This window comes from Nitrobacter hamburgensis X14, assembly GCF_000013885.1.
Taxonomy (GTDB): domain Bacteria; phylum Pseudomonadota; class Alphaproteobacteria; order Rhizobiales; family Xanthobacteraceae; genus Nitrobacter; species Nitrobacter hamburgensis.
Genome location: NC_007964.1, coordinates 4,084,046 through 4,102,256, shown reverse-complemented (window position 1 = coordinate 4,102,256; position 18,211 = coordinate 4,084,046). Strand labels below are relative to the sequence as shown.

General features: G+C 60.1%; 12 protein-coding genes and 2 pseudogenes. 5 read left to right on the top strand and 9 right to left on the bottom strand.

Annotated features, from left to right (window positions below; all coding sequences use genetic code 11):
- Positions 1-117: 117 nt before the first annotated feature.
- From NHAM_RS19090 to NHAM_RS28415, 5 genes are all read right to left on the bottom strand, one after another.
- Positions 118-438, bottom strand: a complete 321-nt coding sequence (locus NHAM_RS19090; protein WP_011512084.1) for a DUF3325 domain-containing protein — start codon at positions 436-438, stop codon at positions 118-120.
- Positions 431-1,966 carry a PepSY-associated TM helix domain-containing protein gene (locus tag NHAM_RS19085; protein ID WP_245269944.1) on the bottom strand — a complete coding sequence of 512 codons (1,536 nt, stop codon included), beginning with the start codon at positions 1,964-1,966 and terminating at the stop codon, positions 431-433. Before NHAM_RS19085 ends, NHAM_RS19090 begins: the two co-directional genes overlap by 8 nt.
- 25 nt (positions 1,967-1,991) lie before the next feature.
- Complete coding sequence (locus NHAM_RS19080) at positions 1,992-2,306, bottom strand: hypothetical protein (RefSeq protein WP_011512082.1); 315 nt, start codon at positions 2,304-2,306, stop codon at positions 1,992-1,994.
- A 2-nt stretch (positions 2,307-2,308) separates the two neighbouring features.
- Positions 2,309-4,327 carry a TonB-dependent receptor gene (locus tag NHAM_RS19075; protein WP_157043686.1) on the bottom strand — a complete coding sequence of 673 codons (2,019 nt, stop codon included), beginning with the start codon at positions 4,325-4,327 and terminating at the stop codon, positions 2,309-2,311.
- A gap of 482 nt (positions 4,328-4,809) precedes the next feature.
- Positions 4,810-5,133, bottom strand: a complete 324-nt coding sequence (locus NHAM_RS28415) for a hypothetical protein (RefSeq protein ID WP_041358378.1) — start codon at positions 5,131-5,133, stop codon at positions 4,810-4,812.
- Positions 5,134-5,401: 268 nt separating this feature from the next.
- Between NHAM_RS28415 and NHAM_RS19065 the strand changes: the two genes are divergently transcribed.
- Both NHAM_RS19065 and NHAM_RS19060 read left to right on the top strand, forming a co-directional pair.
- On the top strand, positions 5,402-5,773 hold the full coding sequence (locus NHAM_RS19065; protein ID WP_011512080.1) for a DUF2946 domain-containing protein: 372 nt from the start codon (positions 5,402-5,404) through the stop codon (positions 5,771-5,773).
- 91 nt (positions 5,774-5,864) lie between these two features.
- Positions 5,865-7,448 (top strand): TonB-dependent receptor, encoded by a 1,584-nt coding sequence (locus NHAM_RS19060; protein WP_011512079.1) that lies wholly within the window; start codon positions 5,865-5,867, stop codon positions 7,446-7,448.
- Here the strand turns inward: NHAM_RS19060 and istB are convergent.
- Both istB and istA read right to left on the bottom strand, forming a co-directional pair.
- A complete protein-coding gene (gene istB / locus NHAM_RS19055) occupies positions 7,428-8,291 on the bottom strand; it encodes an IS21-like element helper ATPase IstB (RefSeq protein ID WP_011509460.1) in 864 nt (287 codons plus the stop codon). The two genes, NHAM_RS19060 and istB, sit on opposite strands and share 21 nt — an antisense overlap.
- 8 nt (positions 8,292-8,299) lie before the next feature.
- Positions 8,300-9,790: pseudogene (istA, locus tag NHAM_RS19050) on the bottom strand (IS21 family transposase); the annotation flags it as partial.
- On the opposite strand from istA, the gene NHAM_RS19045 reads away from it, so the two are divergent.
- A complete protein-coding gene (locus tag NHAM_RS19045; RefSeq protein WP_157043685.1) occupies positions 9,749-10,819 on the top strand; it encodes a hypothetical protein in 1,071 nt (356 codons plus the stop codon). The pseudogene istA and the gene NHAM_RS19045 sit on opposite strands and share 42 nt — an antisense overlap.
- An 85-nt stretch (positions 10,820-10,904) precedes the next feature.
- On the opposite strand, the gene NHAM_RS19040 is transcribed toward NHAM_RS19045, so the two are convergent.
- Positions 10,905-11,990, bottom strand: coding sequence for a S1 family peptidase (locus NHAM_RS19040; RefSeq protein WP_011512077.1), 1,086 nt, complete (start codon positions 11,988-11,990; stop codon positions 10,905-10,907).
- An 8-nt stretch (positions 11,991-11,998) separates the two neighbouring features.
- Positions 11,999-13,012 carry a glycoside hydrolase family 25 protein gene (locus tag NHAM_RS19035; RefSeq protein WP_011512076.1) on the bottom strand — a complete coding sequence of 338 codons (1,014 nt, stop codon included), beginning with the start codon at positions 13,010-13,012 and terminating at the stop codon, positions 11,999-12,001.
- 58 nt (positions 13,013-13,070) lie between these two features.
- On the opposite strand from NHAM_RS19035, the gene NHAM_RS19030 reads away from it, so the two are divergent.
- Together NHAM_RS19030 and NHAM_RS28935 are read left to right on the top strand one after the other, a co-directional pair.
- Positions 13,071-13,331 (top strand): hypothetical protein, encoded by a 261-nt coding sequence (locus NHAM_RS19030; protein ID WP_081435033.1) that lies wholly within the window; start codon positions 13,071-13,073, stop codon positions 13,329-13,331.
- Positions 13,332-14,166: 835 nt separating this feature from the next.
- Positions 14,167-18,128, top strand: a pseudogene (locus NHAM_RS28935) (DEAD/DEAH box helicase family protein); the annotation flags it as partial.
- Positions 18,129-18,211: the final 83 nt, after the last annotated feature.

Genomic DNA, 18,211 nt, shown 5'->3' with positions numbered 1-18,211 from the left:
TTGCTTTCCCGTTTGGCGGATACACATCGTTCGTCTCCTTGGGTTGGGTAGCTGCTCGCTTGGCGACCCTTATGGGCGCAGTCTTCGTCGTGACGGACCGGTCTGAATGCCCATTTTTCATACTCGGGCGGGAATGATGGCAAGCGGCTTGAGAAGCCGCGGTCGTAGCGAGAGCGTCGCGACGACACCGCAGGCAGCGACGATAAGCTGCGTCACCCAGAGCAGCGGGCCATAGTCCGCCCCCTCGCGCCACACCACGATCGCGCATCCCGCGGCGAGACAAACAATCCCGCCGACCTTTAGAAGCTCCTTGCCACCAAGCGCGCAGTCGTGAGTACCTGTCACCGCCTGCCAATGCCGCTTTTGCACCAAGGCGAAGCTGGCAAAGGCGAGATAGGTCACCGCGAACGCAGCAAACAGACAGAGTGCATCATCCATGGCTGCCCGCGCGGCTAAAACCGGGCGCTATAGCTCCGGCTGGACGTTCGGCGCGTAACAACCAGCGGCTCACTCCGAATGCAGTGGAGGCCAACGCCAGCAAGCCGAAGTCCACGCCGGCCACCGGCCACAGATGCGACACGGAAATGCTGCGCAGCAAGTGATCCCCGGTGGTGACCCAGTTCAGGGCGACGGCGAGCACAGCAAGTGCTGCGATTGCAAGACATTGCCCGGCCCAGGCCGCTTGCGGCCGCCACCACGCATGGGCGAAGGTCGCGAGCCAGACCAGATAGAACACCCAGATCTCCAGCGCATATCGCTCGATCCCCATGACGGACACGCCAAGCGGCAGAATCCGGTTGGTCACCATGAAACTGATCGAGGCGACAATGATGCCGGCCGTGGAGCCGACTGCAACCGCCTCGACGACGCGGACGCCGGGCCGACCCTCGGCTGCGTGGCGACGCCGTCGCGATTGCAGCCAAAACAGAAAGCCGGTCAGAATCAGCACGCATCCGAACAAGCCAAGCGCGAAATACAGAGCCCGCAGCATCCAATGCCGGAACTGGATCTGGTGCATCCCCGAAAGGAAGCGCTGCGCCTGGGCAATCGGCCGCATCTCGTGGCTCTGGTGCAGTACGGCGCCGGTGGCCGCATCGAAATGGATCGCCGGTGCACTTCGAACGATACCGAGATCAAACGACTGATAGACAGTGACGAACGCGGCCGCATCACCGGGATGCTGCACCACGATCGCCCATGGCTTGCTTCCGTCCCATATCTGCTGCGCCTTCTGTGCAAGCTCGTCGAGCGACACCAGAGTCCCAGGCTTGTTCGCTTTCGGGCGCGAATATGCGCTGTAGGCCTCCTCGTTGAAGGATTTCTTGTCCGGATAGGATGATTGCCATCCGCTCGGAAAAAATGTGATGGACAGGATGATAAGGCCGGACAATGCGATCATGAAATTGAACGGCAGACCAAGCACGCCGGCAACGGTGTGTAAGTCGAGCACCATCCGTGCCGACTTCTGCCGTGTCCGCAACGTAAAGAATTCCGCGATCATCTTGCGGTGAATCACAATGCCCGACACGCAGAGCAGCAGCATGGCCATCGTGGCGATACCGACCAGCCATTCGCCGATGTCCCATGCCTTCAGGTGAAGCCGGTAGTGGAACGGATAGAAGAAGCGCGTGCCAGCCCAGGTTCCCGTCTCGGGCAATGCCGCGCCAGTTACCGGATCGAAGTACCGCGACACCAGTTCGGGTCCATCGCGATAAACGATCCGCACGACTGGCTGCCGCTCGGTCGGTTGCAGCATCGTCCAGGAGCGTGCGCGGGCTGCCACCGCCGCATCGTAGGTGCCGCGCAAGGCATCGAAGGATATCGGCTTGTCCGGCATGGCAACGCGGGTCATCGGCGCCATCCAGCGGTCGATCTCGTTGTCGTAGACCGACAGCGTCCCCATCCAGAAGATCGCGAACAGCAGTGCTCCCACCACCAGGCCGGCCCAGGTGTGCAGGACGTTCATGGATGAGCGGAAGCCCTGCTCCATCTTAAACCCGCATCGCCATCATGAGAGCAAGACCGAATCCGCCAGCCAGCGTGAAACCAAGTACCAGGCGTGTGAGGTGCGGCTGGGAGAATCCCCAGATCAGGAGAGCTAGATAAAATCCAAAGCCGCACATCGAAACGAGTGCGACCGCTTCGCTGCGGGCGAGGCCCGTTGCCGGCAGCACGTGGGCGGTTCCGGCGACAAGCGCCGACGCCGCGGCATAACCACCGACAATCAAGACGAGCAAGCGCAACGCGACAAGCCACCAGCGCCGGGCGCCGGTAGCGGGGTCGATTATCGAGGTTCGTTCAGCCATCTTTAGAAGTTGAAGGTTGTGGACAGCAGATAGGTTCTCGGCGCACCGAGAAAGACGTATCTGTTGGTGTTCGCACCCTGCCAGTAGTTGTTGTCGAGGAGGTTCTCGACCTGGAATCGCACAACCACCGGCTTGCTGTTCCATGGCGACGCAAAGGTATAGCGTACACCGGCGTCGTAGCGGGTCCAGTTCGAGACCAGCAAACTGTTCGCTTGATCTGAAAAGAAGCTGCCGGTGTGGATCGCGCGTCCGGTCAACGTGAATCCGCGAAGGAACGGCAGGTCCCACTCGCCGCCGAGATTGAGCTGGGTGTCGGGGACGCTGAAGGTACGATAACCATCATACTGCCCAGCCTGGGTCTTCTCCTGCCGCGCATCGATGAGCATGATTCCGCCGAGCAGCCGAACGCCCGGGGCCAACTCACCGAAAGCGTTAAGCTCGACGCCGCGGTTGCGGCTCTCGCCATCCTGCGTCAACGTATTGCTGGCAAGGTCGACAAGCTGCAGCGGCCGGGTAATGTCGAAGGCGCTGAGGGTCGTGGTGACCCGCCCCCAATCGACTTTGACGCCCGCCTCATATTGCCGGGTCCGATACGGTGACAACACCTCGCCGGCATTGGCGTATTGCGCGCCAACCACGGTGCCGGATTCCAGCCCCTCGATGTAGTTCGCATAGAGGGAAACGTTTTCCAGAGGCTTGACGACCAACGCATAAGCGGGGGTCGTTGCAGAGGCATCGTAACCACCGGTGCGCGATCCCGTGGTCGCGCTGAACGAATTGCTCTCGACATATTGTTGGCGTACGCCGACCGTCAACTGAACGCGCTTGTCCCACATCGAAATCGTGTCGGCGATGCCCAAGCTCGACAACCGCGAGTCTGAAATTTTCGGGGGAGCGCCGACCGAAATCAGTGGCATCGGGCTCGGACGTGGATTGTAGAGATTGGACGAAAACGCCGTACCTCGAGTGTTGATGATGCCAACTACACCCTCGGATATGGTCGCGTTGAGGTTGATCGCGTGATTGAACGGTCCGGTATCCACAGAGGCACGAAGACCAGTCTGCGCTGCCACCTGCTCGCGCGTCTGGCTATTCAATCGCGGCGAACCATCGAAATTACCGTTAAGGTTGGTGAGCGTAATATCCGAGTACCGATATTTACTCTCACTACTGACCACACCCGCCTGCGCATAGGCAGTAAGGTTCTCGGTGAGATCGACCTCGCCCTGTACGAGGCCAAACTTGCCCTCACTCTTCCAATAACCCCAACTCGGCACGAAGCTTGCGCGAGCATCCGGCGGTACTGGCACAGCAGTCAGAGCGGGGCCAAACACGACGAAACGCGTCATCGCATCGACGTAGTTCTTCTCGTAACCAAAATCCGCCGATAAACGAACGCGCTCGCCGCGATAATCGAGGCCAAGCGCCGCCGTTCCAAGTTCCTGACTCTGGTTGGCGAGTTCGGTAGCGCCGTTGCGATAGCTGCCATTGAACCGTACGCCGAATTCGTCAGCCTCGCCGAACCGGCGGCCGACATCAACATGCGTGCCAAACTGCCCGCGTGAGGCATAGGTGTTGGTCATCCGCGCGATCGGGTTGTCGCCGGCTCGCTTGGTGACAAGATTGATACTGCCGCCCACACCACCATCCGGCGGCATGCCACTCAGCACCGCGCCGGGCCCTTTCAGCACATCGACACGCTCGATCGCTGCAAGCGACGAGAAAGAGAAGGCTGATGCAAGGCCGTACAGCCCATTGATGCCATAGGCCGAGCTTGGTACGTCGAAGCCACGGATAGAGACAAAGTCAAAGCCATAGGCGCGCGGCGCGTTGGAGCGGGTAGACGGATCGTTGGCGAGCACGTCGTCGAGTTTGCGCGCCTGCTGATCCTGGATTGTCTGGGCAGTGTAACTTGTCTGGTTGAACGGCGTGTCCATTACACTACGATTGCCAAGGAGGCCGACCTGGCTGCCCGACGCCACCTGACCACCCGCATAGGCCGGAGGCAAAGCGCCGATCATTCCGGTCGGTGGTGTTACGGGAGCGTGGCGCTCAACAACACGAGGAGCTGCAACGGGCGTCCGTACGGCGTTTTGACGCGCAGTCGCGCGACGAGCCGGACGCGGAGTGGACGCTTGAACTCGCACAGCAGGCAGTTCGTGCTCCGTCTGCGCAATGGCCGTATCTCCACCGTCAAGCATTAGCGCAAGCGCGCTTGCCGCACCCAGAAGCGTTTTCTTGTGACGTGCAATTCCACATGCCATTCGATCAGTTGCCCCGAAATCCTCCGCCGACTTCTGTCGAGCGACGAGATCGAGGCCTACAGCAGGGCATGGTGCGGTCACAATGCGGCGAGTTTAGATTTTATCTAACGCTTCGCGTCGGACCGTACGGTATTGACTGCGACATTCCGCCCCTTCGTGCGGTCTGATTTGACAACAGAGATTATTTCTGACCCGCGACCAACGCTGACGCAGGCCGAACGCCAAGCGGCCAAAACTGTTCAAAGCGTTTTCAGATATTCGAGAAGAGCTTTCTTGTCAGCATCCGGTAGACTCGTCCCAAATTCGTGGCCGCAGCGACTATTGCCAGAGTTCAGATCGTCACGACCGGTCGTCTCGCGAACATTGCCGGTCTGGGCCTGATTTGAAGCAATACCGATATTATCGGTGTCATAGTCGGGACCGATCGCGAAACGCTGCTGTCGCCGGCTTCGCTGCCAGGTGGACTTAAAGTTGATGAAAATCAGTTGCCCGCGACACTCGGTCGGTCGCTTCTGCAGGCGGTGCGAGCAGCGCGGGCAACTCGGAATCGGGAAGACCGGCACTCCCGCTGCAAGTTCAAAGGGAAGGGGTATGAAGGGCGCTGACGCGCCCTTCGCTTCTCCACCCGATCGAACTCGGCGGCCTCATGGTGAGGTCGCGTGCTTGCGATCGATGCGGCATAATATCGCACGACCTTTGAAGATGCACCAAAGCGAGATCGTGCGTTCGCTTTCACTCATCGAACGCACGATCGACGCGGGACGCTCGGGACGCTTAGCTCGACACCTGAATCCGAGCATGGTAGCGCTCGGCGCGAAAGGCTGAGGAATGATGCGACGGCGGCTTGGACAATTTCTTCCAATCGTCATGTTTGCGATGCTGGTGCAGATCTTCGCGCCCATCGCCGCGTGCCTGGCGTTCAACACGACCGCTGCCGACCCACTGGCGAACGCCATCTGTTCGCACGCCACCGAAGCAAACTCTCCACAAGACCGTGAGATAGACCCGCAGCAAACACACGGCACCTGCTGCACGTTGTGTTGCGTCGTCCACGCCGCGACCCCGACCGCCGACCCGCAAGCGTTTGCGATCAGCATCGAACGTGACGCAACTGCTGTCATCTGGCGCGATCTGCCCTTCGGGCTGCCGCCATTCGCGGTCGGCTCCAACGCGCAGGCACGCGGCCCTCCCGCCACTTCCTGATTCAGCAAATCCGCACGATCGCCGCGACTGCGGCGCGGTGATCCGATCTGTTTGAACGCTCCGGGCGATTGCCCGGTATCAGGAAAATATCATGTCGAATGACCTCGCCCTCGGCGGAGGCAGCGTACTCTGCTGCGTGCTCGCAACCGTGGTTGCGATCGCATCGCCTTCCACGGCTTTCGCGCAGTCGAGTTCCGAAACCAAGCTGCCGCCGCTCACGGTAACGGCGCCGCAATCTATCCGACCACAGCAGAGCCGTGCGTCGCGCCCCTCCGCCGGACGACGCACAACGCATCAAGCGGCTTCGCGAACGGCCGCGCCGGTGCCGTCAGCCACCTTCCCCGCCATCGAGCGCAACATGCTCAGTGGAGCGCCAGGCCCGCTGAACCTCGATGTGCCGAATGCGGCCGGCAGCCTCGTCGGGCTAACGCCGCGCGAGACGCCGGCGACCGTCAACATCGTCACACAGCAGGAGATGCAGGAGAAGGGCCTTCGCACGATGGTGGAGACCCTCAACTCGGTTCCGGGCGTCATGTCGGGGAACCTCCCCGGCGAACCCGGCGTGATCTCCATGCGCGGATTCTCCCGCGCGGCGACCGGATACGCGATCGACGGCGTTCGCGCGCCTGACCCGTTGATCGTCTCCCGGGATTTCGACACCTTCAATTTCGAGCGCGTCGAGATTTTGAAAGGGCCCGCTTCCGTTATTCAGGGTACCGGAGCCCTGGCCGGGGCCGTGAACCTTGTAACGAAGCAACCCAAACTCGGACAGGCGAGCGCCGAATCTCTGTTCAGCTACGGCAGCTTCAATTCGCTGCGAACGGGTATCGACGTCAACGCCCCGATCGGATCAAACGCCGCCGTGCGTTCGACGCTGAGCTATGGACAATCCGACGGCTATGTCGACGACACCCGATCGCGGAAGGTTGGCGCAACCACCAGCGGGACGTTCACCCCGACCGACAGGCTCACCTTTTCCGGCTCGGCCAACTTCTTCCACGACGAGTTCCGAACGCCCTATCAGGGCATCCCGCTGATCGCTCGCTCGCTGGCGCGCGATCCCACGAACCTGGTTACGGCTCCCAACGGGTTTGTGGTCGACCGGTCCATTCGCAACCAGAATTATAATGTCGAGAACGGGCTGATGACGTCGGACACTGTCTGGCTGAAAGGCGGCGCCGAATACAAGCTGACCGACAACTGGACGCTGAAGAATGACCTGAGCTTCTTCAAAGCCGACCGCTATTGGGCAAACTCCGAAGATTTTACGTTCAACGCCGCAACCGGCCTGCTCGACCGCTCCACGTCAAAGATCACGCACGATCACCAGTTCTGGTCGGAACGCGCGACGGCATCCTACGACGGCATGATCGGCGGATTCCGCAACCGCTTTGCGGCCGGGCTTGAGTATGTCGACACGGCTTTCGACTCAAACAGACGGTTCGGGTCCACGACGTCGGTCGATCCGTTCAATCCAGCCCGCGGCTACTTCCCTGCCGATACGGCCGCGAACTTCCCGACACGACAAGACTTCGCCAGTGGCCTGAAGACTTTTGCAGTGTTCGCGGAGAACGCCGTCAACCTGACGCCGGACTGGCTGGTGCTCGCCGGCATCCGGCATGAGAGCATGAGGCTCGATCGGGGGATCGACGTGTCAATCGGCGCCGAAGTTTGACCCCGTATTGGCGTCCAAATTTGACCCCTTTGATCGACGGGGTTTAGCGGTAGCGCTCGGTCCGTCGGAGCTGGCCGGGATTGCGGAGACGGAGCGAGCGCGGGTTGTTTGATCATCGTCGCGGCTTTTGAAGCGCCAGCTGTCGTTGCCGGTTTCGACGATGTCGCAGTGGTGGGTCAGACGATCGAGCAGCGCGGTGGTCATCTTGGCGTCGCCGAACACGCTGGGCCATTCGCCGAAGGCGAGATTGGTGGTGACGACGATGGAGGTGCGCTCGTAGAGCCGGCTGACGAGATGGAACAGAAGTTGTCCGCCGGATTGGGCAAATGGCAGGTAGCCGAGTTCGTCGAGGACGATGAAGTCCATTCGGGTCAGATGCTCGGCGATACGACCCTGGCGTCCGTTGCGGGTCTCGATCTCGAGACGATTGACGAGGTCGACGACGTTGTAGAAGCGCCCGCGGGCACCGGATCGAATGCAGCTTCGGGCGATGGCGATGGCCAGATGGGTCTTGCCGGTGCCGGTACCGCCGACCAGAACGGCATTGCGTTGCTGGGCGATGAAGCCACCGCCGGCGAGATCATTGACCAGCGTCTGGTTGATAGGGGTGCCCTCGAACTGGAAGCCATCGAGATCCTTGGCGAGCGGCAGCTTGGCGATAGTGAGCTGGTATTTGATCGAACGCGCCTGCTTCTCGTTGATCTCGGCATTGAGCAGGTCGCCGACAATGCGTTGCGGTTCGTGCTGGCGCTTGACGGCGGTCGCCATGATCTCGTCGAAGGCGGCCTTCATGGCATAGAGCTTGAGTTCGCTCATGAGGTCGAAGAGTTGAGTGCGTTCCATCAGACCGGTCTCCTGAGGTTGTCGTAACGGGCACAGTCAGCGATCGGCGCATAACGCAAGGTCAGTGCCGCCGGGGTGAGGATGTTGGCTGGTGGCGCCGGCTCATGCTGGCGGGCGAGGATGTTGAGAACGACATCGGCGGAATGGACACCGTGGGCGATTGCCTCGGCGCAAGCCGCCTCGACTGCCGACAGTCCGTCGGTCAGCACCGCGTTGAGGATGTCGACCATCTGCCGATTGCCATCGTCGGCACCGGCGAGCTTGCGCCGTACACGTTCGATCGCGGCCAGCAGCACCCAGTCCTTGAACGGAGCGCCGTTGCGCAAGGCGCCGGGTTTGCGAGCCAGCACCGGCACATAATGCCAGGGATCGTAGGTCGTCTCGCCGCGGCCGAAGGAGCGCGGATGCTCGGCGACGATGCGTCCGTCCTGGCGGATCACGATGCGGTCGGCATAAGCATGCACTTCGACGGGCCGCCCGACGGCGCTGGCCGTAACCGAGTATTTGTTGTTGTCGAAGCGCACCAGGCAGGTCTTCGAGACCGATGCCGGCACGGCATGGAATCCATCGAACCGGCCGGCATAGGGAACGAGCTTCGGCCGCTCGGCTTCGAACACTTCCCAGACCGTCTGTTCGGTCAGTTCCGGATGACGGTGCGCCTTGGCGTAGGCGATGCACTTATCCAGCAGCCATGCGTTTAACTCGTCGAGAGTTCTGAACCGCAGCCGCGGCGTGAAGAAGCGCTCCCGGACCAGCCCAACCTGGTTCTCAACCTGGCCCTTCTCCCAGCCCGAAGCCGGCGTGCAGGCGACCGGATCGACCAGATAGTGGCTGCACATCTGCATGAAGCGGCGATTGTAGCGACGATCCTGGCCGACGAAGATCGTCTCCACCGCGGTCTTCATGTTGTCGTAGATGCCACGTCCGCAGGTGCCCTTGAACAGGGCGAACGCCCGGTCGTGGGCATCGAACACCATCTCCTGCGTCTCGCGCGGATAGGCGCGAGCGAACAGCATTCGGCTGTGGCAGAGCCGGACATGAGCGACCTTCACGATCACCGTCACGCCATGCAGCAGGACAACCTCATGGCTCCAGTCGAACTGGTAGACTTCTCCCGGCGCAAAGCTCAGCGGGACATAGGCCGCCGCCGTCGATTGTCCGCGCTCCTGGCTCCACCGTCTGGCGTAACGTCGCACAGCATCGTAGCCGCCGTCATAGCCGCGCCCGCGAAGCTCTTCGAAGACCCGGATCAGCGTCAGCTGTTCGCGAGCGGGCTTCGCCGCGTTCGACGCCAGCAATCCGTCGAGATCAGCGGCCCATCGCCCCAGCTTCGGCCGCGGTTGCACCGCACGTTCGTACTCGAATGAGGTCTCCCCAGACCGCAACACCTTGCGGACCGTGTTCCGCGACACCTTCAGGTCGCGTGCGATCTCCTTGATCGTCGTGCCCTTGATGAAGTGCTCGCGGCGTATCCGCGCAATCGTCTCCACGATCAGCATCCCCAACCACCTGCTTCGTTCCAAAGCAGGCAGCGCAACAGACCAACCTATCGGGGGTCAATTTTGGACGCCGATCCCCCGGCTCAGGGGGGCAATATTGCAGGCCGAATAACACAACGCGACCACTCGGTCCTCGACTGCGCGGTTTCGTCGAGGACACAGGCGGATTTCGCACGGTGTGCCGCAGCAAGGGCGGGCATTACGCTGAACAGCGACCAACGCATCCTAGCAAAATGCGCCATGAAATCCGGTGGCGAAGAGGATGACTTCCTTTCATGCGCCAGCTCCATCGTCGGAAACCATCTGACGCCGCAGCAGAGGAAACTTCTGGAGTGCGCTTCCGACGCCAACGACACGTCAGAGTTCGCGGCCTGTGCCGCCAAGAACTTCATCGGCTCGAGATTGACGAAGGAACAGGCCGTCGCCGTCGAATGCGCGGCGGATTCGGGCGCGGACTTTCAGCAATTCGCCACGTGCGCCGGCGCCCGATATCTGAATATGAATCTCAATCCCGAACAGCAGATCGCGGTCCAATGCGTCGTGACGACGGGTGGTCAGCCTTATGCGGCGGGCGGATGCATGGTCAGCCGATGGACCGCCAGGGAATTGCAAAAGTGCTTTCAGCACGGCTTCGGTGGCAGCGACGGCTGCTTCGGAGACAACAATGATCTGGTCGGAAGGAATGGTTGGGTCGCACGTACATTCGGCCAGATCGCGGGCGGGTCCAATTCGGTGGTTCACAATCCCGCCCAGATATTCGGGGGACCGAACTCGGTATTCAACAATCCCTCCCAACTCGCCGGCGGCCCGAACTCCATCATCAACAACCCGCGGCAGATATTCGGTGGACCGAATTCGGTCATCAACAATCCAGGCCAACTTACGGGCGGTCCGAATTCCGTGATCAACAATCCGGGGCAGATCACTGGCGGCCCTAACTCGGTCATCAACAATCCGGGTCAAATCACGGGTGGCCCCAACTCCGTGATCAACAATCCGGGTCAATTGATACCCAAGATCAAATTCTAAGAGGCCCAAAAGCGGCGCACTCGTCATCGGCAGACCGCACCGCGCCGCCGAGGACGTTTGCGGCTCGATGGGCGATATTGTTCGATTACTCGCAGCCGGCCAGCGCCGCATCCGGTGCGGTGCTGATGCGCCTTTGTCTTGTGCCGATCGTCATGTCGATCCAACCGCGCCGCTGGTCGTAGATGGGCCCGCTGACGAGGCTGTAGTCGAAGCTCATCGACTTCTTGTCCGGCGAGATGACCGGCGTCGGAAACTGGAGGCGGGGCGGGTTCAGGCTTTCGTGCCCGACTCCCTCGATCGCCTCGATGACGAACCCGTCACGCGCCGGGATGACGTCGTGGTAGGATCTCACGGTATCAGCCAGCGCGTGATCCTCTTGCGTCCGGGAGAGAGCATCCGACACGTGGATTATTTCGGACGCCCGGGTAGGCTCCTGGGCGGCGCTCGAAGATACGTCCGGGGGAAGGATCCCACTTATCGAGAGCACTGGTACCGCGAATTTGATGCCATTGACGGGTTGTCCTTGGCGGCTTGTGATCGCGCCGTAGACTATCCCGATCACGCATCCACGCGCATCGACGACAGGACCACCACTGTTGCCCTTATCGACGAGCGCGTTCGTGGTTATGGCATCTTGCGCCACGGCCCCGAGCCGTCCATCCAGAAAATGCGCATCCGGAAGACCCAGCGGATAACCGAGCACGAAGAGCAACTCGCCCACCTTTGCTGGGCTGCGCCTCAACGGGAGTACCGTGAGGCCTGGAGGTGGTGTAACGAACCGCAACAGGGCGACGTCGTAGGAATCGCTTCGCTTGACCAGTTCGAGCCGCGAAGGCTTCGCGTCCGCCGTCGCGGGCCCCAACGTTCCGCCCAGGATCAAGGTCTTGTATTTCGCATCGTGCGGGATCACGTGGCTCGCCGTCAGCACGTAGCCGCTGCGGCTGATGACGAAGCCCGTCCCGTCCTCACCGCCCATGGACCCGTCTTCGGCTACCCCGACCGCGTGAATGCGAACGACTCCGGGAGCCTCCATCGCATAAATCACCGGCCCCGAGTCGCCGTTCTGCTGGGCCAGCGCGGCCTGCGTCAGGCAGAGGATAGCCGCGGCGGCAAGCCAGCCGAACCACTCGCTCCGATGAGCCGCACGTCCCCTGTCGCTTTGCTCAGACATGGGCGCACCTACTTGAGCAAGCTGGCGAAAGACGCGGCGTCCCCATCGAACACATCAGCATCGACCGCATGCCCCGGAGGCAGCCCTCCTTTTTCGGCCGTCGCCGTGAAGCTGAACTGCCAAAGATGCCATTTATCCTTGTAGTTATAGGGTCCTTCGACCTTCAGCCCCTTCGAGGACAAATCGCTGATCCAAACCCGATATTGAGACAGCGACTGCTCGATCGTACCCGCCTTGCCGATCCGTTCCCTCCACCACAGTGGGTTTGTGTAGACGATCGGTACCTTTTTCGTCTGCGTCTGAACGGCTTTCAGCCACGCGAGAACGCGGTCGAGGATCACGTTCCCGTCGGTACCTTCCCAAAAGTCCTTCGCCTTTCCATCCGGTCCGAGGATGACCTTTCCCGACGCGTCGGTGCGAACGTCCCATTCCACGTCCAGCGAAGGAGTGAGGTCGTCCTTGCCCAACTTCGAACCAACGACATCGAGGAAGTTCTTCGCCTGGTCCTCGCCGGACCCGTCGGCGGAAAGGAAGTGAAAAGCGCCCACATCGATCTTTTTCCCGGCCGGAAGCGCGCGAATGCCTTCGAGATTGGGTTCGAACGACCGGTCGTAGTAGCTGACGCCTTGCGTAGCCTTGAGATAGGCAAACGCGATCTTCTGATCGGCGAGCAAGGCCCAATCGACCTTGCACTTACATTTATCAGTCAGGTGATGCGAAATATCGATGCCGAAGATCTGGTTCGAGCGCGGATCCTCGTCGAGCACGGGATTGCGCCAGAGGGCGTCGTGGGCGAAGCGGAAATTGGCCCGAAAGGCGAACTGGCTGAACTCCTCAGGCGGGGTCTGTCCTTCGACGATTTGTCCCATGAGTTCGAAGAGTTCGCCGCGCGACGCGTCGGTGGTCAGCGGCGTCTTCGCGTCCTGAGCCGACGCGATCGGCGCGCCGACACCAAAAAGGACCGAAAATGCAACGATAATCGTACGGGTCCGGCCGCTCGGACGATGCAAATTTCTAAACACGATCGCCTCCCCCTGGAATGAGGTTGTATCGTAATTTAAAATGCAACGAACGGGCAACATGCAGACCGAGTTTTTTCGCTGGGCCGCCGAAATGCACGATCGCGCAGCGCGCAACTTGCTATTCGTTTCTGAACGCTACGACTTTGCCGCTCTTGGCATCCCTTCCACCTACCCGATCTTGCCCTCCGGGCCACGCTTGGAGCTGAACAACGCATTTCCGTCCATAGACCTGGTGGTGACAGTTGCTGATGAGCAGGCTGTTGATCCCGGCGACTCTTTGTCGGCCGGGGCGACGCTCTCACCCGAGCCTCTGCAATAGCGGGAAAATCACCTCGGTCCCAGGCACGGCGAAGCCAGGAGAGGTATCGCCGCGATTCATCATCCATCCATGTCAAGCAGACCGGATGATCGCTTGTGACGAAGCCTCCCGAGTCATCGGCAGCGATCAGCATCTGCCACTTCCTGCCTTCGTAGAGCTTCACCAGAGGATCGTGGCCACTGGAGTTCGACGAGAATGCTGAACTCTTTTGGCGGCGGAGGAGGCTTGAACAATTCCGGCTCTTTCTCGAATCACCCTTTCTCATTTCCCTAAGTCGGCGCAGGAAGTCCGTCCGCTTTCATTGCGGCAACGGACACCGCGTACTTTCGGCACCAACACCGGAGGTTGGTCATTGCGTTTGTTTAGGGTCTTCAATTTAGCCGGACAATTCGCGCGCATTCTGACCGTTGCAGTAGTATCGTCTTTATTTCACAAGCTCCGCTTCGTTTCCCGAACGCAGCGAGACACCCGCGTAGGCAATGTGACCTGAGACCCTAGTCTCCTCCAGCTTGAGGAGAGTCCTTGGACCGTTGCTCTGAGACCGAACTTTGGATCCGCCGGAGGGTAGAGTTTTCCGGCCGTTACCGATCGAAGTCAGCCGGTGCTGACACTTGCCATGTGCATCTCTACGCTTGTGTTTCGATGCCGCAAGCTTGGCACATCGAGATGCCTATTAGGTGGAGCAACATCCAATCCCCTTCAAGGTCTGCGCCAGCAACCGAGGGACTCGGCACTCGAATAAGGAGTTGCCGCACACCATCTAGCGCGGCTACTCTTGCCTTTATGGTGGCAGAGCGCGGAAGAAGATAAGCAAATGTTGGGTCAAGAATTTTAGATGAGCATGGATGTTCGCACCCAACAGCCAGTGCTCGACCAGTTGTCCGAGTTCGTTCACGATGAGTGCCAGAAGCGCCTAAGAGCCTACGAGGCTCAGCCACGAGATGCGGCAGAGCACTTCGAGACTGAAAATGAGGTGCTCTCGGGAGGGTATGCTTATCGTCAGCTTTATGAGCTCGTCCAGAACGCTGCCGATGCAATTCTCGAGGCCGAAGAGCCTCATGGTCGGATCTGTGTGCGCCTTACTCCCGACCGACTGGAAGCCGCCAATACTGGCGCCGCTCTGGATGAGGGTGGGATTGTTGCACTCCTGAATGTGCGCAGTTCCCCCAAGCGAGGCAATCAGATTGGCAGATTTGGAATCGGGTTCAAGTCGCTCCTCAGGTTGGGCGGGCGGGTCGACCTGACGTCCAAGTCCCTGGGTCTGCGGTTCGATCCTGGAGCCTGCCGCAATCGCATTCGCAATCACCTCGGGTTGACTTCAGACGCACGAGCGCCTGGCATGCGGCTTGCGGAGGTGTTGGATCCGAACGCAAAGGGCAGCCCACTTTCCGGCCAAGGCAGGTGGAATTGGGCAACGACTGTAGTCTCAGCAGAAATTGCCGACAAGTCTACCTTCGATCGATTAAAAAAGGAGCTTGCAGAGTTCCCTGCCGAGTTCCTTTTGTTCCTGCCGTCAGACATTTCCCTCGAGATTGAAGTGGAAGGTGCTGAACCGCGTCTCATTGCAAAGCGGTTCGAGGAGGGAAACGCCGTCGTGAGCGATGGCGCGAATGAATCTATTTGGAAGGTCTTCGGGACCCGCGTGAGGGTCGAGAATCCGGAAGCACGCTCTGATGCAACCCATATCCAGGCTCGAGACCAGGTGCCGCTGGCGTGGGCGGCGCCGGTCGGTGGACGAGAACAGGCTGGCCGGTTCTGGGCCTTCTTCCCTACTGAGACACAAAGCCGTACCTCCGGTATTCTGAACGCACCGTGGAAACTCAACAGCGACAGGACCAACCTGATCCGAGGACCATGGAATGAAGCGATCATGCAGGCTGCCGCCGAATTGATCTGTGCCTCGTTAGCGGCACTATCTACCCCAAACGACCATGGTGCCGCTGTAAGCGCCTTCCCGCGTCAACCTGAACGACAGGACGAGATCGCGATTCCGCTGATCAGAACGCTATGGGATCGCATAGTGGGATCCGAGATCCTGCCCAACGTGAATGGCACGCCGACTAGACCGGCTGATCTAGCGAGGCATTTCGTTGAGGACACGGAGATCTGCAAGTTTTGGGCTAGCTACGCGAGTACGAATGCGCGGCAGCGCCACCTGCATCCGGACTGCTATTCCTCTGAGGCGAGAATATCCCGATTAAACACCCTCGTTGCCGAAGCAAAACGCCGCGAGATAATCGTCCTGCCGAAGCCCTCATCCGAGGATTGGTTGGAGTGCATAGCGACAACCGATTTCGATTCGGCGAAGCGGGTTCTGGCTTTCGTTGGAGGCTTGTTGAAGGAGCGGTATGACTATCGCCTATACAGCATTCCAGAAGCGCGGCTGATATTGACTGTTGAAGGCGGTCTGGCCTCGCCGTCGGAGGCTGTCATCGTTTCGGGAGCGCCCGCACCAGCTGGCTTTGTGGCCGTCGCCGCTCAAATTGCGTCGGATCCAGTTTGCAGGGAAATCCTGATCGATCAGATGGAAGTGAGGGTCCTTACGGCAGACTCGTGGGCTAAAGTCCTGAATGCTTCTCTTGACACCGCCGACGCTTCGGATTCCCCAGAAGACTGGGAAAACTTCTGGCGCAATATTGCTTCGGCTCCGAGCGAGGCCACGACTGACTTTGTCGATGATCTCCATCTTGAGCGGGTAAAGTTCCGCGCTGTTTCAGGGAAATGGATAAGCAGGAGCCTGCTGGTCGTAACGGTGCAACTAGCAGGTATCCCAGAAGACCACGCAATGGACCTCGCCTTCCGAGAACATATTGATGCCTGTGTCCCAGCAGGTTGGCTTTCAGAGTTTCCATCTGGCGACGAAGCCCCGGATCGCGATGATCCAGAACTCAAGGATTACCTACAGTGGCTAAGCCCGCATTTCGATGCGATTTGCAAGGAACGTGTGGGCAGCACGCCCCAGTATCTCCCAAAGTTCTCCAGCTACTCGCTTCGAATGCCAGCTGGGTGGCGATTGCTTCCGCATTTGCCGCCAGCTAGGGCTGCGCAACTGACGAACCAGCTCCTTAGTGCGTGTGATGAATTTTCTGACACCCAATCCAAAGTCACGATTATTCATCCCACTCAGGAGAAATATCCGAAGGTGCAAGCGCCTCATCCAATTTACCACTGGCTCACCGAACATGGACGGATTCGCGTCCGCAGCCTGACAGTTCCAATTAAGTGCTTTTCCGCGGAGTTCGCAGACATCTTGGCGCAGTCGGGGATCCACGGTTTTGATGTTCTTGCGAGCTTCCTCCGTGCTCGTCATCCGGAAACAGATCTGCGATCGCGCCTTGCTTGGCGAACGTCTAAACTCACAGCTCAGTCCAACGCGCGTTTCTGGGAAGAAATCTTCGCCGAGCTTGCGACCAAGAAGGCGTCCTTTAAAGATCTACGCACGATTTGGGAGCTAGCTCACAGTGATGGCGCGATCCCAGCCACGGTACCGAGCGCCGACGGGCCTCTTCCGCTCGTGGAGATCTACGTAACAGGCGATCCAAGCGTCGGGCATGATCTCGACGACGGAAGGATCGTGTTATTGTCTGCTGCCGCAGCTTCTGCGTGGACTGCAGCAGGCGCAAAAACGCTCGGCTCAGGTCCATCCATGACGTTTGAGAGCCGGTTGTCATCTCCATCTTATCTTCTTGACCTGTTTCCAGAGCTAGCATTGGCTCAAGAAGAATCCGAGGCGCTTAGACGCCTTCTCGCCGTCTGGGTCAAAGGCCTTGAAGAGAACGTAGGACCATTCAGACATACTGCCGTGCTCGGAATGGATGCCGATGGCGCGCTTCTAATCGACCGCGACCGTTTCAGAACCCATTGCTGGGCAGAGAGTGCTGAGCTTCTCCTTCGTTGCCTTGCTCGCCACGGCCTCATCGAGGACGGGGAGAGTCTCGAAGCAAAGCTAGCCGAAATACTGGACCGCCGCTCTGACGAAGCACGAACGGCCGTCCGTGCAGAGCCCTCGCTCGAGCGAAGGTTATTGAAGGCTATAAATGGCGATGTCGCAGTGCTCCTCGACGTTTTGATGCCGGCCACCCGTCAAGCTGTCGGAGACCAGCTCAATCCGGAGGATCTTGCTCGGCTCGCGCTCGCGGTGCACGGGCCGACGCTGCTAAGCAGGCTCCGCGATGCGCTTGAACTCCAAGGCCTTGCGCCACCGAAACGCTGGGGAGGAGAGCCAGCCCGGGCATTCGTTCTCGACCTCGGATTTCCTGTCGAATTTGCATCTTCTGTGAGCGGTCGCAGAGACGCCGAATTGTCGGTCAGCGGGCCTATCAGCTTGCCGCCGCTTCATGACTACCAGGAGGAGATCCTCACAAGTGTCGGCGTCCTCCTCGCTACAGGGGCCGGGCGCCGTCGAGCTGTAGTCAGTCTGCCGACTGGCGGCGGCAAAACCCGTGTCGCCGCTGAAGCGGTGGTGCGACTGGTGTTGCGAGGGGATGGGCGTCGAACAGCGCTATGGGTTGCCCAAACGGACGAGCTGTGCGAGCAGGCGGTACAGTGCTTCCGGCAGCTGTGGGCGAAGCCGGTGAGGACCTCCGCGTTGTGCGGCTTTGGGGAGGACAGAGAAACCCTGCACCGCCGGAGGGCGACGAAGCAACGGTGGTCATCGCAAGCATTCAGACTCTCAACAGCCGGAGCGATCGCTCGGAGCTTGCTTGGATCGCGCAGTCTGGAATTGTTATCATTGATGAATGTCACCACGCCATAACCTCCAGCTACACTGACCTCCTGCGATGGCTGGATGTTCAGGTCGGCAGCGAAAGAGCGCGCGAGCGCGAGGCACCCGTTCTTGGCCTGAGCGCCACTCCATGGCGTGGATACAACGAGGACGA